This is a genomic window from Streptomyces sp. NPDC093252 (assembly GCF_040683675.1).
Classification (GTDB): Bacteria; Actinomycetota; Actinomycetes; order Streptomycetales; family Streptomycetaceae; genus Streptomyces.
The window spans coordinates 418,226-434,266 of sequence record NZ_JBFBEM010000006.1 but is presented as its reverse complement, the minus strand read 5'-3'; the positions used below and the strand labels follow the sequence as shown (position 1 = coordinate 434,266).

The following is a 16,041-nucleotide window of genomic DNA, read 5'->3' as shown; positions in this document are numbered from 1 at the left end:
CGGTGACGTCGAGGACTCGCGCCCGGTGACGGCGAAAGCCCGCGTCCGGCATGACGAAGGCCCGCGTCCCCTGGATCCTGTGCGGGACGCGGGCCCTCGGCGGGTAGCCGTGGTGTTCAGGCGCCGATGGCGTGCAGTCCGCCGTCGACGTGGATGATCTCGCCGGTGGTCTTCGGGAACCAGTCGCTGAGCAGCGCGACGATGCCGCGGCCGGCCGGCTCGGGGTCCTTGAGGTCCCACTCCAGCGGGGAGCGGCTGTCCCAGACCGCGGCCAGGTCGCTGAAGCCCGGGATGGACTTGGCGGCCATGGAGCCGAGCGGCCCGGCGGAGATCAGGTTGCAGCGGATGTTCTGCTTGCCGAGGTCGCGGGCGATGTAGCGGCTGGTGGCCTCCAGGGCCGCCTTCGTGGGGCCCATCCAGTCGTACTGCGGCCAGGCGTACTGGGCGTCGAAGGTGAGGCCGACGACCGAGCCGCCGTTCTGCATCAGCGGCAGGCACGCCATGGTGAGCGACTTCAGGGAGAACGCCGAGACATGCATGGCGGTCGCCACGGACTCGAAGGGCGTGTTGAGGAAGTTGCCACCGAGCGCGTCCTGCGGGGCGAAGCCGATGGAGTGCACGACGCCGTCGAGGCCGCCCAGCTCCTCGCCGACCAGGTCGGCCAGGCGCGCGAGGTGCTCGTCGTTGCTGACGTCCAGCTCGATGACCTTGGTGGGCTTGGGCAGCTTGCGGGCGATGCGCTCGGTCAGGGTGGGCCGCGGGAACGCGGTCAGGATGATCTCGGCGCCCTGCTCCTGGGCCAGCTTCGCCGCGTGGAAGGCGATGGAGGACTCCATCAGCACACCGGTGATCAGAACGCGCTTGCCATCGAGGATTCCGCTCATGGTGATCAGTGACCCATTCCCAGTCCGCCGTCAACGGGGATGACGGCTCCAGTGATGTACGAGGCGTCGTCCGAGGCCAGGAACCGCACCGTCGCGGCGACCTCCTCGGGCGTCGCGTAGCGGCCCAGCGGCACCTGCTTGACGATGTTCGCGCGCTGTTCGTCGGTGAGCACCTTGGTCATGTCGGTGTCGACGAAGCCGGGCGCGACCACGTTGAACGTGATGTTGCGCGATCCCAGCTCACGGCTGAGCGAACGAGCAAAACCGACCAGAGCGGCCTTGGAGGCGGCGTAATTGGCCTGACCGGCGCTGCCGAGCAGACCGACCACCGACGAGATGAGCACGACGCGGCCCTTCTTGGCGCGCAGCATGCCGCGGTTGGCCCGCTTGACGACCCGGAAGGTGCCGGTGAGGTTGGTGTCGACGACCGAGGTGAACTCATCCTCGGACATCCGCATCAGGAGTTGGTCCTTGGTGATGCCGGCGTTGGCGACCAGGACCTCGACGGAGCCGTGCGCGTCCTCGATCTCCTTGTACGCCTGCTCCACCTGCTCGGTGTCGGTGATGTCGCACTTCACGGCGAGGCAGCCGAGTTCCGTGAGGGCGGCCGGCGGCTCGCCCGAGCGGTATGTGATCGCGACCTTGTCGCCGGCGTCGGCGAATGCGCGGGCGATGGCGAGGCCGATGCCCCGGTTGCCTCCGGTGACGAGAACCGAGCGGCTCAACGGATCACCCTTTCGATAGGGGTCTGACATATCCGCCCGAGCATCGGGTCGACGGGCGGCTTTACCGGAAACCTATCGGTCGCCCTGGCCGGGCGGGCATTCGGGCACCGACAGTGGCTCGCGGGGCTCGCTGTCGGATCCCTACAGATCGCCGCCGCGCGGCGGTGGCAAACGTGTGGTCCGCACACCCGCGTACGCGACATGATCGGAGCCGACAGGCGACGACAGCAGGGAGACCCTCGGTGCCTCATACCATCGACGAAGCCTTCACGGCGCTTCCGCTGCGCGCCCTGGCGGACGCGGCGCTGGCACGCGCGCGTGCGCTGGGGGCGGAGCATGCCGACTTCCGGCTGGAGCGGGTGCGCAGCGCGTCCTGGCGGCTGCGCGACGGCAGGCCGTCCGGGTCGTCGGACACCACCGACCTCGGGTACGCGGTGCGCGTGGTGCACGGCGGGACCTGGGGGTTCGCGTCGGGCGTGGATCTGACCATGGACGCCGCCGCGAAGGTCGCCGCTCAGGCGGTGGCCATGGCGAAGCTCTCCGCTCAAGTGATCACGGCGGCGGGATCGAATGAGCGGGTGGAACTGGCCGACGAACCCGTTCACGCCGACCGGACCTGGATCTCCTCGTACGAGATCGATCCGTTCGGTGTGCCGGACGAGGAGAAGTCGGGGCTGCTCGCCGAGTGGAGCGGGCGGCTGCTGGCGGCGGACGGGGTCGATCATGTGGACGCCTCGCTGCTGACCGTGCACGAGAACAAGTTCTATGCGGATACGGCCGGGACCGTCACGACCCAGCAGCGGGTGCGGCTGCATCCGCAGCTCACGGCGGTGTCGGTGGACGACTCCAGCGGTGAGTTCGACTCCATGCGCACGCTCGCGCCCCCGGTCGGACGGGGCTGGGAGTATCTGACCGGCACCGGCTGGGACTGGGACGGGGAGCTGGAGCGGATCCCGGGGCTGCTCGCCGAGAAGATGCGCGCCCCGAGCGTCGAGCCGGGATCGTACGATCTGGTCGTTGATCCTTCGAACCTGTGGCTGACCATTCATGAATCGATCGGGCACGCGACGGAACTCGATCGCGCGCTCGGCTACGAGGCCGCCTACGCCGGCACCTCCTTCGCCACGTTCGATCAGCTCGGCAAGCTCCGGTACGGCTCGGACCTGATGAACGTGACCGGTGACCGTACGGCGGAGCACGGGCTCGCGACGATCGGGTACGACGACGAGGGGGTGGCGGCGCAGTCCTGGGACCTGGTCAGGGACGGCACCCTGGTGGGGTACCAGCTCGACCGGCGGATCGCCCGGCTGACCGGGTTCGAGCGGTCCAACGGGTGCGCGTTCGCCGACTCGCCCGGACATGTGCCGGTGCAGCGGATGGCCAATGTGTCGCTCCAACCCGATCCGGCGGGGCTGTCCACGGAGGATCTGATCGGGAGCGTGGACCGGGGCATCTATGTGGTCGGTGATCGTTCCTGGTCGATCGACATGCAGCGGTACAACTTCCAGTTCACCGGTCAGCGGTTCTTCCGGATCGAGAACGGCCGGATCACCGGGCAGCTCAAGGACGTGGCCTATCAGGCGACCACGACCGACTTCTGGGGCTCCATGGCGGCCGTCGGCGGGCCGGGCACCTATGTCCTGGGCGGCGCCTTCAACTGCGGCAAGGCCCAGCCGGGCCAGGTCGCGGCGGTCTCGCACGGCTGCCCGTCCGCGCTCTTCAAGGGCGTCAACATCCTCAACACCACGCAGGAGGCGGGCCGATGAGGGCCATGACCGGGTTCCGCCGGGGTCCCTGGGGCCGTCTCCCGGGACAGCGCAGTCTCACCACGATCCAGGAGGCCGGGCGATGAGCGCCGCCGTCAGCAAGCCGTACGAGATGGTCGAGCGTGCTCTTGAGCTTTCGCGCGCCGATGGGTGTGTCGTGATCGCGGATGAGCATTCGACCGCCAATCTGCGCTGGGCGGGCAACGCGCTCACCACGAACGGGGTCACCCGCGGGCGGACGCTCACGGTCGTGGCGACCGTGGACGGCAAGGAGGGCACGGCCTCCGGGGTGGTCTCACGGGCCGCGGTGACGGCGGACGAGCTGGAGCCGCTGGTGCGGGCCGCCGAGGCCGCCGCCCGGGGCGCCGGTCCGGCCGAGGACGCCCAGCCGCTGGTGACCGGCGTCCCCGCGAGCCCTGACTTCACCGACGCGCCCGCGGCGACCTCGTCCACGGTGTTCGCCGACTTCGCGCCCGCGCTGGGCGAGGCGTTCGCCCGCGCGCGGGAGGGCGGTCGGGAGCTGTACGGTTTCGCCAATCACGAGCTGGTGTCGACCTATGTCGGTACGTCGACCGGGCTGCGGCTGCGGCACGATCAGCCGACCGGCACGCTGGAGCTGAACGCCAAGTCGCCCGACCGCACCCGCTCGGCGTGGGCGGGACGTTCGACACGGGACTTCAAGGACGTCGACCCGGCGGCGCTGGACGCGGAGCTGGCCGTACGGCTGGGCTGGGCCGAGCGGCGGGTGGAGCTGCCGGCCGGGCGGTACGAGACGCTGCTGCCGCCGACCGCGGTCGCGGATCTGCTGATCTACCAGATGTGGTCGGCGTCGGGCCGGGACGCGGCCGAGGGCCGGACGGTGTTCTCCAAGTCCGGCGGGACCCGGATCGGTGAACGGCTCGCCGGGCTGCCGCTGACGCTCCGCAGCGATCCGAACGAACCGGGGCTGGAGTCGGCGCCGTTCATGATCGCCCACTCGTCGGGCGGTGATCAGTCGGTCTTCGACAACGGGCTGCCGCTCGGCCCCACGGACTGGATGCGCGCGGGTGAGCTGCACCGGCTGACCACCAGCCGACACAGTGCCGCGCTGACCGGGCTGCCCGTCGCACCGAACATCGGGAACCTGATCCTGGACGGCGGCACGGACCGCTCCCTGGAGGAGATGGTGGCGGCCACCGAGCGGGGGCTGCTGCTCACCTGCCTCTGGTACATCCGTGAGGTCGATCCCGCGACGCTGCTGCTCACCGGACTGACCCGGGACGGTGTGTACCTGGTGGAGAACGGTGAGGTGACCGGCGAGGTGAACAACTTCCGGTTCAACGAGTCGCCGGTGGATCTGCTGGGCCGGGCCGCCGAGGCCGGGCGCACCGAGAAGACGCTGCCCAGGGAGTGGAGCGACTGGTTCACACGCGCGGCGATGCCCCCGCTGCGGGTGCCGGATTTCAATATGAGCTCGGTCAGCCAGGGCGTATAACCTCGTAGACGTTCGTTCGGCGTCGGGTGGCGTCCGACCCACCCGACGATCGTTCGAACGGCCATCAGTAGATCATTCGATCAAAAGATCACAGAAGATCTCAGAAGATCTTTCGAGGAGACACGAGAACCGTGACGGACATCGTCGACGAGCTGAAGTGGCGCGGGCTGTTCGCCCAGTCCACCGATGAGGACGCTTTGCGCAAGGCGCTCGCGGACGGCCCCGTCACGTTCTATTGCGGCTTCGATCCGACGGCGTCCAGTCTGCATGTGGGGCATCTGGTCCAGGTGCTCACCATGCGCCGGCTCCAGCAGGCGGGCCTGCGTCCGCTGGCCCTGGTCGGTGGCGCCACCGGTCAGATCGGCGACCCGCGCCCGACCGCGGAGCGCACGCTGAACGCCCCGGAGACGGTCGCCGCCTGGGTCGGCCGGCTGCGGTCGCAGATCGAGCCGTTCCTGTCCTTCGAGGGCGACAACGCCGCCGTGATGGTGAACAACCTGGACTGGACCGCCGGGCTGTCCGCCATCGAGTTCCTGCGGGACATCGGCAAGCACTTCCGGGTCAACAAAATGCTCACCAAGGACTCGGTCGCCCGTCGGCTGGAGTCCGAGGAGGGCATCAGCTACACCGAGTTCAGCTACCAACTGCTCCAGGCCATGGACTTCCTGGAGCTGTACCGGCGTCATGGCTGCACGCTCCAGCAGGGCGGCAGCGATCAGTGGGGCAATCTCACGGCCGGGCTCGACCTGATCCACCGGCTGGAGCCGCGGGCCCAGGTGCACGCGCTGGCGACGCCGTTGATGACCAAGGCGGACGGCACCAAGTTCGGCAAGACCGAGAGCGGCGCCGTCTGGCTGGACCCGGACATGACATCGCCGTACGCGTTCTACCAGTTCTGGCTGAATGTGGACGACCGGGATGTCTCCACATACCTGCGGATCCTGTCCTTCAGGTCCCGTGCGGAACTGGAGGAGCTGGAGGAGCAGACCCGGGAGCGTCCGCAGGCGCGGGCCGCACAGCGGGCGCTGGCGGAGGAGCTGACGACGCTGGTGCACGGCGCCGCGCAGACCGAGGCCGTGATCGCCGCGAGCCGGGCGCTGTTCGGACAGGGCGAGCTGGAATCGCTGGACGAGCGGACGCTCGTCGCCGCGCTGACCGAGGTGCCGCACATCGAGGTGTCCGGGCTGGTGCCGGTGGTAGATCTGTTCGCCGCGGTGGGGCTGGTGGCGAGCAAGTCGGCGGCGCGGCGGACGGTGAAGGAGGGCGGCGCCTACGTGAACAACGTCAAGGTGACCGCCGAGGACGCCGTGCCCACTGCCGGGGATCTGCTGCACGGGAAGTGGCTGGTGCTGCGACGGGGGAAGCGGAATCTGGCGGCTGTCGCGGTGAGCGGGGTCTGATCGGCGGTCGGGGGGCTGACCCGCCGTGAGGGCGGAGCCTGATCGGCGGTGCATGGGGGGTGCGGATCGGTGGGGGGCCGATCGACTGATCTGTCGAACACGCCGCCGATCGTTCCCGCCACCTCCCTGCCGATCGCTCAATCGATCATCAATGCGGTGCCACGGTCCTTCGATCGTGGCACCGCATGATCATTCGATCACCCGGACGTCGGGTGTCGCAGCCGGGGCGAGGTGCGTCAGGTGTGCTGGCTGCGCTGCTGCTTGCGCTTGCCCAGCGTCGCCGTGTAGGCCATGTCGCCGAGGAAGACGATGATGATCGCGGCGACCAACTGGAAGAGATGGCGGCTCCAGTCGATACCCGGGGTCGCCGCGACCCCCAGACCGCGGGCGATGGCGTTGCCGGCGAGCGCGCCGAGCATGCCGAAGATCGTGGTCAGCCAGAGCGGGCTGTGCTGCTTGCCCGGGATGATGGCCTTGGCGATCAGACCGAGCACGAAGCCCACGATGATGGCCCACAACCAGCCCATGACTACCTCCTCGCACCGCCCGACGTGAGCAGATACCGCCCAGTGTCGGCCCGGTGGCCGTACGGCGCATGTCGGGTTCGCCCGTACGGTTCATGGCCCGGGGCGCTCACTCGGGCGGCAGGGCGACCCGGTCTCGAATGCGGCGCAGGCGCGGCGTAACGTGGACGCTGTCCGGGCCGGTCCTGCTGCCGGTGCGGGCCGGGATCGGGACGGGGACGAGTCCCCTGTGGGCGGATGGTGGAATGTGATGCGGAAGCAGCGCGACGGCGGCGGCGCCCAGGTGTTCCGGATCACCGGGGCCCGGCAGGGACTCCAGGACGACGTCCGGGGACGGCAGCGCCGGTACATCATCTCGATGTCCCTGCGCACGGTCTCGGTGGTCCTCGCCGCGGTGCTGTGGAACGTCGAACGGCACGTCGCGATCGTGGCGCTGGTGCTCGGGGTGGTCCTCCCCTATATCGCGGTGGTGATCGCCAACGCCGGGCGGGAGAACGTTTCGTCGCTGCCGACGACGTTCGTGACGGTGCAGCCGAAGCCGATGATCATGCCCCCGCGGGCCGCCGATGGGAGCTTCGCGGAGTCCGCGACGGAGGACGGAGCGGCCGGACACACCGAGCGGTCCGCCTAGACAGAGTGCAATTCCACTGTCGGTAAAAGCTCAGATCAATCCTGTTGTTCCGGTGCCGGGCGAGTGGTTACCCATGACATACTTCGTACGCGCTCCGCATCCCCCGTCGGAGCGACAGACCGACGCCGGGCAGCTCCCCCCGTGGCTGCTCGGCGTCGCCTTTTGTGCGACTTGATCGCTGCGACCTCATCGAATGATCAAACGATCTCAGGGGATCCGGGGGGGTCCGGGGATCTCTCTACGGGATCTACGGGGTTGGGCTGTGATCGAGTGATCAGGTGGACGACGATCATGTGATCAGGCCCTGTGCCGATCAGGTTAGGGTCGGAGAGTGAACGTCTTTCCGACGACCCCTGATCCCGCTGATCCCGCATCACCCATCTGTTCCGCGAAGGGCTGTCGCGTCGCTGCGGTGTGGGTGCTGGCGTGGAACAACCCGAAGCTGCACACGCCGGAGCGGCGGAAGACCTGGCTCGCGTGCGAGGAACATCGCGAGCATCTGTCGCAGTTCCTGGGGGTGCGGGGGTTCCTGAAGGATGTCGTCCGCTTCGAGGAATGGGACGGGGGCGGCGGGGCGGGAGCAGGGGCATAGGGCGCCCTTACGGCCGGGGTCAGCAGGAACGGGCGTCGGTCGGCACGAGTCGCCGCGAGCTCGCTAGCCGCCGATCGCGGACATCGGCCGGTCCGGCTGTACAAAGGTCGGGTCGTCCAGGCCCGCGCCGGCCTTCTTGCCCCACATGGCCAGGCGCCAGATGCGGGCTATCTCCTCGTCGGGGGCGCCGGAGCGCAGGGCCTCGCGCAGGTCCGTCTCCTCGCGGGCGAACAGACAGGTGCGGACCTGGCCGTCGGCGGTGAGGCGGGTGCGGTCGCAGGCGGAGCAGAAGGGGCGGGTGACGGAGGCGATGACACCGACGCGGTGCGGACCGCCGTCGACCAGCCAGCGTTCGGCGGGCGCCGAGCCCCGGGCCTGCTTGCCCTCGGGAGCGAGGGTGAACCGCGTGCGCAGGGAGGTCAGGATGTCACCGGCCGTGATCATTCCGTCGCGCTTCCAGCCGTGCTGGGCGTCGAGAGGCATCTGCTCGATGAAGCGCAGTTCGTAACCCCGCTCGATCGCCCAGGAGAGAAGGTCGGGGGCCTCGTCGTCGTTGAGCCCCGGCATCAGTACGGAGTTGACCTTGACCGGGGTCAGTCCGGCCTCGTGGGCGGCGGTCAGACCGTCGATGACGTCCTGGTGGCGGTCGCGACGGGTGAGGGTCTTGAAAACGTCTGGCCGAAGGGTGTCCAGAGAGACGTTGACCCGGTCCAGACCGGCGGCCCCAAGGGCGGCGGCCGTGCGCTTGAGGCCGATGCCGTTGCTGGTCAGGGACATCTGCGGGCGGGGCGTGAGGGCGGCGACACGCTCCACGATGCCGACCAGCCCGGGACGCAGCAGGGGCTCGCCGCCGGTGAAGCGGACCTCCTCGACACCGAGGGAGGTGACCGCGATGTCGATCAGGCGGACGATCTCGTCGTCCGTCAGCAGATCGGTCTTCGCCAGCCATTGCAGGCCCTCTTCGGGCATGCAGTACGTACAGCGCAGATTGCAGCGGTCGGTGAGCGAGACCCTCAGGTCGGTGGCCACTCGTCCGTAGGTGTCGATGAGCACGGGGACCCCCTTCCCTCGTCCTGGGTCATCAGTCGGTTCGATCATTGATCTGTTCGATCACGACTCGACCCGATCAACGGCCGATCGATCACAAACGTTCCGGGCTTCCGACACCTGCGAGCCTACGCGACCGTTCGGACATTCTGATGTGCTTGATCCCACGAGGGATCGGGAGGTCACGTCGTAGATCCCTACGATCGGTTGATCGAGATGGTGATGGGTGTGGTGATGGGTGTGGTGGCGTGGCTGGGTGGGGTCTGGGGTGGGTGAGGGCTGGGGGTGGAGGGCTGGTCTGGAGGGTCCCGGGCCGGGAAGGCGGATCGGGGAGGACGGGTTGGAGGAGGAACGGCTCGGGGGTGCGGTCGGGGGCGGATCGAGGGTCGCTGGGGCCGGATGAGGTGTGGGTGCGGCTCGTCGGGGGCGGGTCTCTCGGCGGGGCGGGCCTCTCGCGCGCGGAGTTGGATTGGGGATCACGGAATCGGTGTGGGCGCAGTCCGGGGGCCCCGCGGGTGAGGGGCTCGGCTGGGGCCGTGATCGGCTCATGGGGCCGCACGGGCCCCTGCCCTTCGGGAGTGAGGTAACGGGCGGCTCGGCAGCGGTTTCCAGGTGCCGTCCGAGCCGGTGGGCGACCTCTCGCGCGCTGGACCGGGCTCCCGCCGGTCGACGCCGACCCCCGGGCTCGCCGGAGCGGTGTCCGGCGCGGGACAAGGGAGCGGATCCCCCCCCGGTGGCAACGGTGTTGGTGGCCCCCGTGCGGGCCCGAGCGAGGTAGTAGCTGGTACGGCGAGACGGACTTGGCCCCGCCTCGGTGCGGGCCCCGTGCACGGGAGCGAGGCCGGGATCGAGCGCTTCGGCCCGATCCCGGTCCTGCGGAGCGGTCCCCGCGCGCGGGACGCGGTGGTTGCTGCTGCTTCGGACTGCTCGGATGACGGAGCCGCCCGGCGGGACCGGGACTCGCCGGGTGGTTCCGGCCGGGGTGACCAGGCGGGAGCGGCCCCCGCGCGGGAGCGGGGACGGTCTCGATGCCGCATTGTTCGGTGGTGACGGGAGCAGCCCCCGCGCGCGGGAGCGGGACTTGGCCTTGGGACATCGATGGTGACCGTGGTGGCGCGGCCACCGCGCGCGGGGCCGGGGCCTGGGCGGTGGAGTGCTCGATGTTGAAGCCGGGGAACGGCCCCCGCGCGCGGGACCGGGACTCGTCCGCTGCCTCAGGCATCGGCAACGAGCCCGGCCGAGCGGCTCCCGCGCGCGGGAACGGTCTCCCGGCGGTGCGCCCCCAACCTGATCGGTCAGTGCGCCCCGGTGCCGGTCAGGGAACGGACCTCCAGTTCGGCGTACTTGCCCTTGTCCGGCTCCTCCTTCGACAGGAAGGTGCCGATGATGCCGAGCAGGAAGCCGACCGGGATCGAGACGATGCCCGGGTTCTCCAGCGGGAACCAGTGGAAGTCGACGTCGGGGAACATCGAGGTGGCCTTGCCGGAGACCACCGGGGAGAACAGCACCAGGCCGACGGCGGTGACCAGACCGCCGTAGATCGACCACAGCGCGCCCTGGGTGGTGAACCGTTTCCAGAAGAGGCTGTAGAGGATCGTGGGCAGGTTGGCGGAGGCGGCGACGGCGAAGGCGAGGGCGACCAGGCCGGCGACGTTCAGATCGCGGGCGAGCGCGCCGAGCAGGATGGAGACAGCACCGATGCCGACGGTCGCCAGGCGGGCCGCGCGGACCTCCTCCTTCTCGGTGGCCTTGCCGCGCCTGATCACATTGGCGTAGATGTCATGGGCGAACGAACTCGACGAGGCGAGAGTGAGGCCCGCGACGACCGCGAGGATCGTGGCGAAGGCGACCGCGGAGATGGTGGCCAGCAGGATCGCGCCCCAATTGGAATCGACGCCGCCCAGATGGAGTGCGAGCAAGGGGGCGGCGGTGTTTCCGGCCTTGTTGGACGCGGTGATCTCCTCGGGACTGATCAGTGCCGCCGCGCCGAACCCGAGCGCGAGGGTCATCAGGTAGAACGCACCGATCAGGCCGATCGCCCAGATCACGGACTTACGGGCGGCCTGTGCGGTGGGGACCGTGTAGAAGCGGATCAGGATGTGCGGCAGACCGGCGGTGCCGAGCACCAGGGCGATGCCCAGGGAGATGAAGTCGATCTTGGTGGTTTCCGACACGCCGTACTTGAGGCCGGGCTCCAGGAACGCGGCTCCCTTGCCGCTGTTGTCGGCGGCGGTACCGAGCAGATCGGAGATGTTGAAGTCGAACTTGAGCAGCACCAGGAAGGTGAGCAGCAGTGCGCCCGTCATGAGCAGCACGGCCTTGACCATCTGCACCCAGGTGGTGCCCTTCATACCGCCGATCGTGACATAGACGATCATCAGAACACCGACCAGCGCGACGATGCCGATCTTTCCGGCGTCGCTGGTGATACCCAGGAGCAGGGACACGAGCACACCGGCGCCGGCCATCTGGGCGAGCAGATAGAAGATCGACACGACGATGGTGGAGGTTCCGGCCGCGGTCCGTACCGGCCGCTGGCGCATCCGGTAGGCGAGCACGTCGCCCATGGTGTAGCGGCCGGAGTTGCGCAGGGGCTCGGCGACCAGCAGCAGGGCGACCAGCCAGGCGACGAGGAAGCCGATGGAGTACAGGAAGCCGTCGTAGCCGGAGAGGGCGATGGCGCCCGCGATACCGAGGAAGGACGCGGCGGACATGTAGTCGCCCGCGACGGCCAAGCCGTTCTGGAAGCCGGTGAACTGTCGCCCGCCCGCGTAGAAGTCGGCGGCGTCCTTGGTCTGCCGTCCGGCCCAGACGGTGATGAACAGCGTGGCCACCACGAAGGCGGCGAACAGGCTGATGATGAGCGTCCGGTGTTCGCTCGCCGCGGTCGCCGCGAGGGTTTCGCCGACCGCGAGCGTGATCGACTGGCTCATTCGCCGCCCTCCATCCGAGACTTGATCGCTTGTGCTTTGGGATCGAACTTGTTCGCGGCGATCCGCGCGTACCACCAAGCGATCAGGAACGTGGTGACGAACTGGGCGAGTCCCAGGACCAGGGCCACATTGATGTTGCCGAAGAGCTTGGTGCCCATGAAGCCGCCCGCGTAGTTCGACAGCAGGACGTAGAGCAGGTACCAGGTGATGAAGGCGACGGTCAGCGGGAACGCGAACGAGCGGTAGGAGTGGCGCAGTTCACCGAACTCCGCACTCTCCTGCACCTCGATGAATTCCTCGGTCGAGGGGAGCCGGTGCTCTTGTTTCGAAGGTGGCGGTGTCTCGGTGGCCACGGAGTCTCCTCGCGTTGCGGGTGCGCCGCCCACAGGTGTCGGGGCGCGGTCGGGGATCGGGGACGGTTGCGGTACGGACATGCGGATCTGTCCTTGTGCTGGGGCGGATCATCTGATCGGCCGTGACAGTGGTGGCCGGGTGCGTGATCCACGGGGAGGCGTCGATCGTGCGCGGCTCCCTGTCCAACGTGCACGGCGCCACGCGAGGACCGGTTCAACCTCGATCAGTTCTTTCCGAAGTCGTCGCCTCTGGTCATTGCTGACCAGCGAGTTCGGGGGATAGCTTCACCCTGCACCACCCGTCATGTACCTGCCCGGACGCCACCTGTGTCTGGGCCGGTCCCGTTTTCCGGATGATGTGGAGACCCCATGGCTCATCTGCCTTCCAGACGCCGACTCGCGCTCGCCGTGCCCGTCGCGCTGTCCCTGACCGCCTCGCTCGGTTTCCTGCCCGCGACCGCGACGGCCGCCTCCCCTGCGGAGAGCGGCGTCCGGGCCACGCAGGACGCGCCGAGCCTGGCGTATGTGGTGAACACCAGGACGGACCGGCGCACCATCGAGTCGGTGACGAAGGCGATCGTCGCGGCCGACGGCAGGGTCGTGGCCACCTACGCGAACATCGGGGTGATCGTTGTTCATTCGGCCAACCCGAACTTCGGCCCGGTGATGCGCACGGTGCGCGGGGTGGAGTCGGCGGGCGCGACCCGTACCGCTCCCCTGGTCGCCGCGGGCACCACGGACCAGGGCGCGGCGGACTATCTGACGACCGCGGAGGCGGCCGAGGTGAAGGCGGCTGCCACGCCCGGCAGCGAGCCCCTGGAGGCCGATCAGTGGGATCTGCGCGCGATCGGCGCGGACAAGGCGGCGAAGATCAACCCGGGCAGTTCGAAGGTCACGGTCGCGGTGATCGACACGGGCGTCGACGACACCCACCCGGACCTCGCCCCGAACTTCTCCGCGTCGCAGTCGGCGAACTGTGTCGGCGGGGTGGCGGACACCAGTGCGGGTGCCTGGCGGCCGTACACCGCCGCGGACTACCACGGCACCCATGTCGCCGGTGAGATAGCCGCCGCCCGCAACGGCATAGGCGTCGCCGGGGTGGCTCCCGGCGTCAAGGTGTCCAGCATCAAGGTGAGCGACCCGGACAACGGGCTGTTCTACCCGGAGAACGTTGTCTGCGCGTTCGTCTTCGCAGCCGATCACGGTGTCGAGATAACGAACAACAGCTACTACGTGGACCCGTGGCTCTACAACTGCATGGACGACCCGGACCAGAGGGCGATCGTCGACGCGGTGAACCGGGCGCAGTTGTACGCCCAGAAGAAGGGCACACTGCACCTGGCCTCGGCCGGCAACTCCAACCACGATCTGGCCTCGGACGCGATCCTGGACGACTCCAGCCCCGACGACTCGACGCCGGTCGAGCGGACGATCGACCCGAGCGAGTGCTTCGACGTGCCGACCCAGTTGCCGGGTGTCGTGACGGTCAGCGCGACGGGCGTGAAGAACATCAAGTCGTACTACTCCTCCTACGGTGAGGGGGTCGTCGACGTGGCGGCGCCGGGCGGCGACCGGATCTACCAGATCCCCGACACGCCGTCCAAGAACGGCCGCATCCTGTCCACCATGCCGAACAACGCGTACGGCTTCCTGCAAGGCACCTCGATGGCGGCGCCGCACGCGGCGGGCGTGGCCGCGCTGCTGAAGTCCGAGCACCCGAAGGCGTCCCCGGCGCAGCTCCAGCGGCTCCTGAAGGCCCAGGCGGACGACACGGCCTGCCCCGCCTCCTACGACCAGAACGGCGACGGCACACAGGACGCGGTGTGCGAGGGCGGCAAGCGCTCCAACGGCTTCTACGGTGCCGGAATCGTCAACGCGCTCCGCGCGGTGAGGTAGTACGCCCTGCGCGGCGCGGTTCCGCCTCCATGGACCCGCGCCGCGACCGAGGCCGACCGTGTCACCCACCTGTCCGAACAGCTCACCTGGATCCGCTCCTCGTGCGGACGAACTGGAGAGACTCTCATCATGACCGCGTCCCACTCGCGCCACCGCCGTGCCCTCGCGATCCCGGTCGGGATGGCCGTGGCCACCGCTGTGGCGTTCCTGCCGAACGTCACCGCCTCCGCCGCGGAGCCTCTTGCCACGCCCGCCGCGCAGGGGCCCTCGCTCAGCTATGTCGTGAACGTCAGCCAGGGGCAGGGCACCTCGGCCGCCGTGAAGAAGGCCATCGCCAAGGCCGGTGGCACGATCGTTCAGGCGTACGACCAGATCGGTGTGATCGTGGTGCACTCGGCGAACACTGAGTTCGCTCAAACGATCAGAAAGGTGCGGGGCGTACAGTCGGCCGGTTCGACGCGCACCGCGCCGCTGCCCGCACAGTCGACCACGGACATGGGCACACCGAAGGTGCTCACGGCGGAGGAGGTGGCCGCCGTCGAGGCGGAGGCCGGTCAGGACCCGTTGCAGCCGCTCCAGTGGGACCTGCCCGCCATCAAGGCGGACAAGGCGCACGAGAAGTCGCTCGGCAGCAGCAAGGTCACCGTCGCGGTGATCGACACGGGCGTGGACGACACGCACCCCGACATCGCCCCGAACTTCGACCGCGAGGCGTCCGTCAACTGTGTGACGGGCAAGCCGGACACCAGTGACGGTGCCTGGCGGCCGAGCGCGGCGGAGAGCCCGCACGGCACCCATGTGGCCGGTGAGATCGCCGCGGCGAAGAACGGCGTCGGCATGACCGGCGTGGCGCCCGGGGTGAAGGTGTCGGGCATCAAGGTGTCCACGACCGCCGGGTTCTTCTACACGGAGGCCGTCGTCTGTGGCTTCGTGTGGGCGGCCGAGCACGGTGTCGACGTGACGAACAACAGCTACTACACCGACCCGTGGTACTTCAACTGCAAGAACGACCCGGACCAGAAGGCCCTCGTCGAGGCGATCACCCGGGCCTCGAAGTACGCGGAGAAGAAGGGCACGGTGAACGTCGCCGCGGCCGGCAACGAGAACTACGACCTCGCGGCCGACGAGATCACCGATCCCGGCTCGCCGAACGATTCCACTCCGGGTGAGCGTGTGATCGATCCGTCCGAGTGCTACGACATACCGACCCAACTGCCGGGCATCGTGACGGTCGCGTCGACCGGCGCCAAGGGACTGAAGTCGTCGTTCTCCAACCACGGCCGGGGCGTCATCGACATCGCCGCTCCCGGCGGCGACGCGACGGCCTATCAGACCCCGGCGCCCCCGGCGACCAGCGGCCTGATCCTCGGCACCCTGCCCGGCGGACGCTGGGGCTACATGGCCGGTACGTCGATGGCGTCGCCGCATGTCGCGGGTGTCGCCGCGCTCATCAAGTCGACCCACCCGTACGCGCCGCCCGCCCTGGTCAAGGCCCTGCTGTACACGCAGGCCGACGCCACGGCGTGCACGAACCCGTACGACATCAACGGCGACGGCAAGGTCGACGCGGTGTGCGAGGGGCCGAAGAACTACAACGGCTTCTACGGCTGGGGCGTGGCGGACGCGCTGGACGCGGTGACGAGATAACTGGTTCCAGGGGTGCCGTGGTCGTGGCTGGGGCCATATCCACAGCCACCGTGGGCGCTTCGGGAGAGGCCGTTCAGGTGTCCGTGGCCTGATCGGTGATCGAAGGCGCACGATGAGCGCATGAAGGGGTCGGGCGGATGTTCGTTCGCTCGGCCCCTTTGCGCGCGCT

Annotated in this window: 13 protein-coding genes; 7 read left to right on the top strand and 6 right to left on the bottom strand. The window is 69.0% G+C overall.

Annotated elements, in window-relative coordinates; genetic code table 11:
- Positions 1-116: 116 nt before the first annotated feature.
- Positions 117-884 carry an enoyl-ACP reductase FabI gene (gene fabI, locus AB0O01_RS15860; protein ID WP_365313702.1) on the bottom strand — a complete coding sequence of 256 codons (768 nt, stop codon included), beginning with the start codon at positions 882-884 and terminating at the stop codon, positions 117-119.
- A gap of 5 nt (positions 885-889) precedes the next feature.
- Complete coding sequence (gene fabG, locus AB0O01_RS15855; protein ID WP_365313700.1) at positions 890-1,609, bottom strand: 3-oxoacyl-[acyl-carrier-protein] reductase; 720 nt, start codon at positions 1,607-1,609, stop codon at positions 890-892.
- Positions 1,610-1,851: 242 nt separating this feature from the next.
- On the opposite strand from fabG, the gene AB0O01_RS15850 reads away from it, so the two are divergent.
- From AB0O01_RS15850 to tyrS, 3 genes are all read left to right on the top strand, one after another.
- Positions 1,852-3,375, top strand: coding sequence for a TldD/PmbA family protein (locus AB0O01_RS15850; RefSeq protein WP_365313698.1), 1,524 nt, complete (start codon positions 1,852-1,854; stop codon positions 3,373-3,375).
- Between the two features lie 82 nt (positions 3,376-3,457).
- Positions 3,458-4,849 carry a metallopeptidase TldD-related protein gene (locus AB0O01_RS15845; protein ID WP_365313696.1) on the top strand — a complete coding sequence of 464 codons (1,392 nt, stop codon included), beginning with the start codon at positions 3,458-3,460 and terminating at the stop codon, positions 4,847-4,849.
- Positions 4,850-4,980: 131 nt separating this feature from the next.
- Positions 4,981-6,249 carry a tyrosine--tRNA ligase gene (tyrS, locus tag AB0O01_RS15840; RefSeq protein ID WP_365313694.1) on the top strand — a complete coding sequence of 423 codons (1,269 nt, stop codon included), beginning with the start codon at positions 4,981-4,983 and terminating at the stop codon, positions 6,247-6,249.
- Positions 6,250-6,485: 236 nt separating this feature from the next.
- On the opposite strand, the gene AB0O01_RS15835 is transcribed toward tyrS, so the two are convergent.
- The gene (locus AB0O01_RS15835) at positions 6,486-6,776 is read right to left on the bottom strand and encodes a GlsB/YeaQ/YmgE family stress response membrane protein (RefSeq protein ID WP_365313693.1); all 291 of its coding nucleotides are present in this window, start codon (positions 6,774-6,776) and stop codon (positions 6,486-6,488) included.
- A 247-nt stretch (positions 6,777-7,023) separates the two neighbouring features.
- On the opposite strand from AB0O01_RS15835, the gene AB0O01_RS15830 reads away from it, so the two are divergent.
- Positions 7,024-7,404, top strand: a complete 381-nt coding sequence (locus AB0O01_RS15830; RefSeq protein ID WP_365313691.1) for a DUF3099 domain-containing protein — start codon at positions 7,024-7,026, stop codon at positions 7,402-7,404.
- Between the two features lie 331 nt (positions 7,405-7,735).
- Entirely contained in the window at positions 7,736-7,996 is a 261-nt protein-coding gene (locus AB0O01_RS15825) for a hypothetical protein (RefSeq protein WP_365313690.1), read from the top strand.
- Between the two features lie 63 nt (positions 7,997-8,059).
- Here the strand turns inward: AB0O01_RS15825 and moaA are convergent, their stop codons facing one another.
- The 3 genes from moaA to AB0O01_RS15810 form a co-directional block, all read right to left on the bottom strand.
- Positions 8,060-9,049 (bottom strand): GTP 3',8-cyclase MoaA, encoded by a 990-nt coding sequence (gene moaA / locus AB0O01_RS15820; protein ID WP_365313689.1) that lies wholly within the window; start codon positions 9,047-9,049, stop codon positions 8,060-8,062.
- Between the two features lie 1,289 nt (positions 9,050-10,338).
- Complete coding sequence (locus AB0O01_RS15815) at positions 10,339-11,976, bottom strand: cation acetate symporter (protein ID WP_365313688.1); 1,638 nt, start codon at positions 11,974-11,976, stop codon at positions 10,339-10,341.
- Positions 11,973-12,329 carry a DUF485 domain-containing protein gene (locus tag AB0O01_RS15810; protein ID WP_365313686.1) on the bottom strand — a complete coding sequence of 119 codons (357 nt, stop codon included), beginning with the start codon at positions 12,327-12,329 and terminating at the stop codon, positions 11,973-11,975. Before AB0O01_RS15810 ends, AB0O01_RS15815 begins: the two co-directional genes overlap by 4 nt.
- A 369-nt stretch (positions 12,330-12,698) precedes the next feature.
- Here AB0O01_RS15810 and AB0O01_RS15805 point away from each other — a divergent pair, with 369 nt between their 5' ends.
- A complete protein-coding gene (locus AB0O01_RS15805; protein ID WP_365313684.1) occupies positions 12,699-14,225 on the top strand; it encodes a S8 family serine peptidase in 1,527 nt (508 codons plus the stop codon).
- Positions 14,226-14,354: 129 nt separating this feature from the next.
- Complete coding sequence (locus AB0O01_RS15800) at positions 14,355-15,872, top strand: S8 family serine peptidase (RefSeq protein ID WP_365313683.1); 1,518 nt, start codon at positions 14,355-14,357, stop codon at positions 15,870-15,872.
- Positions 15,873-16,041: the final 169 nt, after the last annotated feature.

What these genes read in the sequence shown, in the direction of transcription:
- fabI (WP_365313702.1), bottom strand. Translation starts at nt 884, where the DNA reads ATGAGCGGAATCCTCGATGGCAAGCGCGTTCTGATCACCGGTGTGCTG.
- AB0O01_RS15845 (WP_365313696.1), top strand. Translation starts at nt 3,458, where the DNA reads ATGAGCGCCGCCGTCAGCAAGCCGTACGAGATGGTCGAGCGTGCTCTT.
- AB0O01_RS15835 (WP_365313693.1), bottom strand. Translation starts at nt 6,776, where the DNA reads ATGGGCTGGTTGTGGGCCATCATCGTGGGCTTCGTGCTCGGTCTGATC.
- AB0O01_RS15830 (WP_365313691.1), top strand. Translation starts at nt 7,024, where the DNA reads ATGCGGAAGCAGCGCGACGGCGGCGGCGCCCAGGTGTTCCGGATCACC.
- AB0O01_RS15815 (WP_365313688.1), bottom strand. Translation starts at nt 11,976, where the DNA reads ATGAGCCAGTCGATCACGCTCGCGGTCGGCGAAACCCTCGCGGCGACC.
- AB0O01_RS15805 (WP_365313684.1), top strand. Translation starts at nt 12,699, where the DNA reads ATGGCTCATCTGCCTTCCAGACGCCGACTCGCGCTCGCCGTGCCCGTC.
- AB0O01_RS15800 (WP_365313683.1), top strand. Translation starts at nt 14,355, where the DNA reads ATGACCGCGTCCCACTCGCGCCACCGCCGTGCCCTCGCGATCCCGGTC.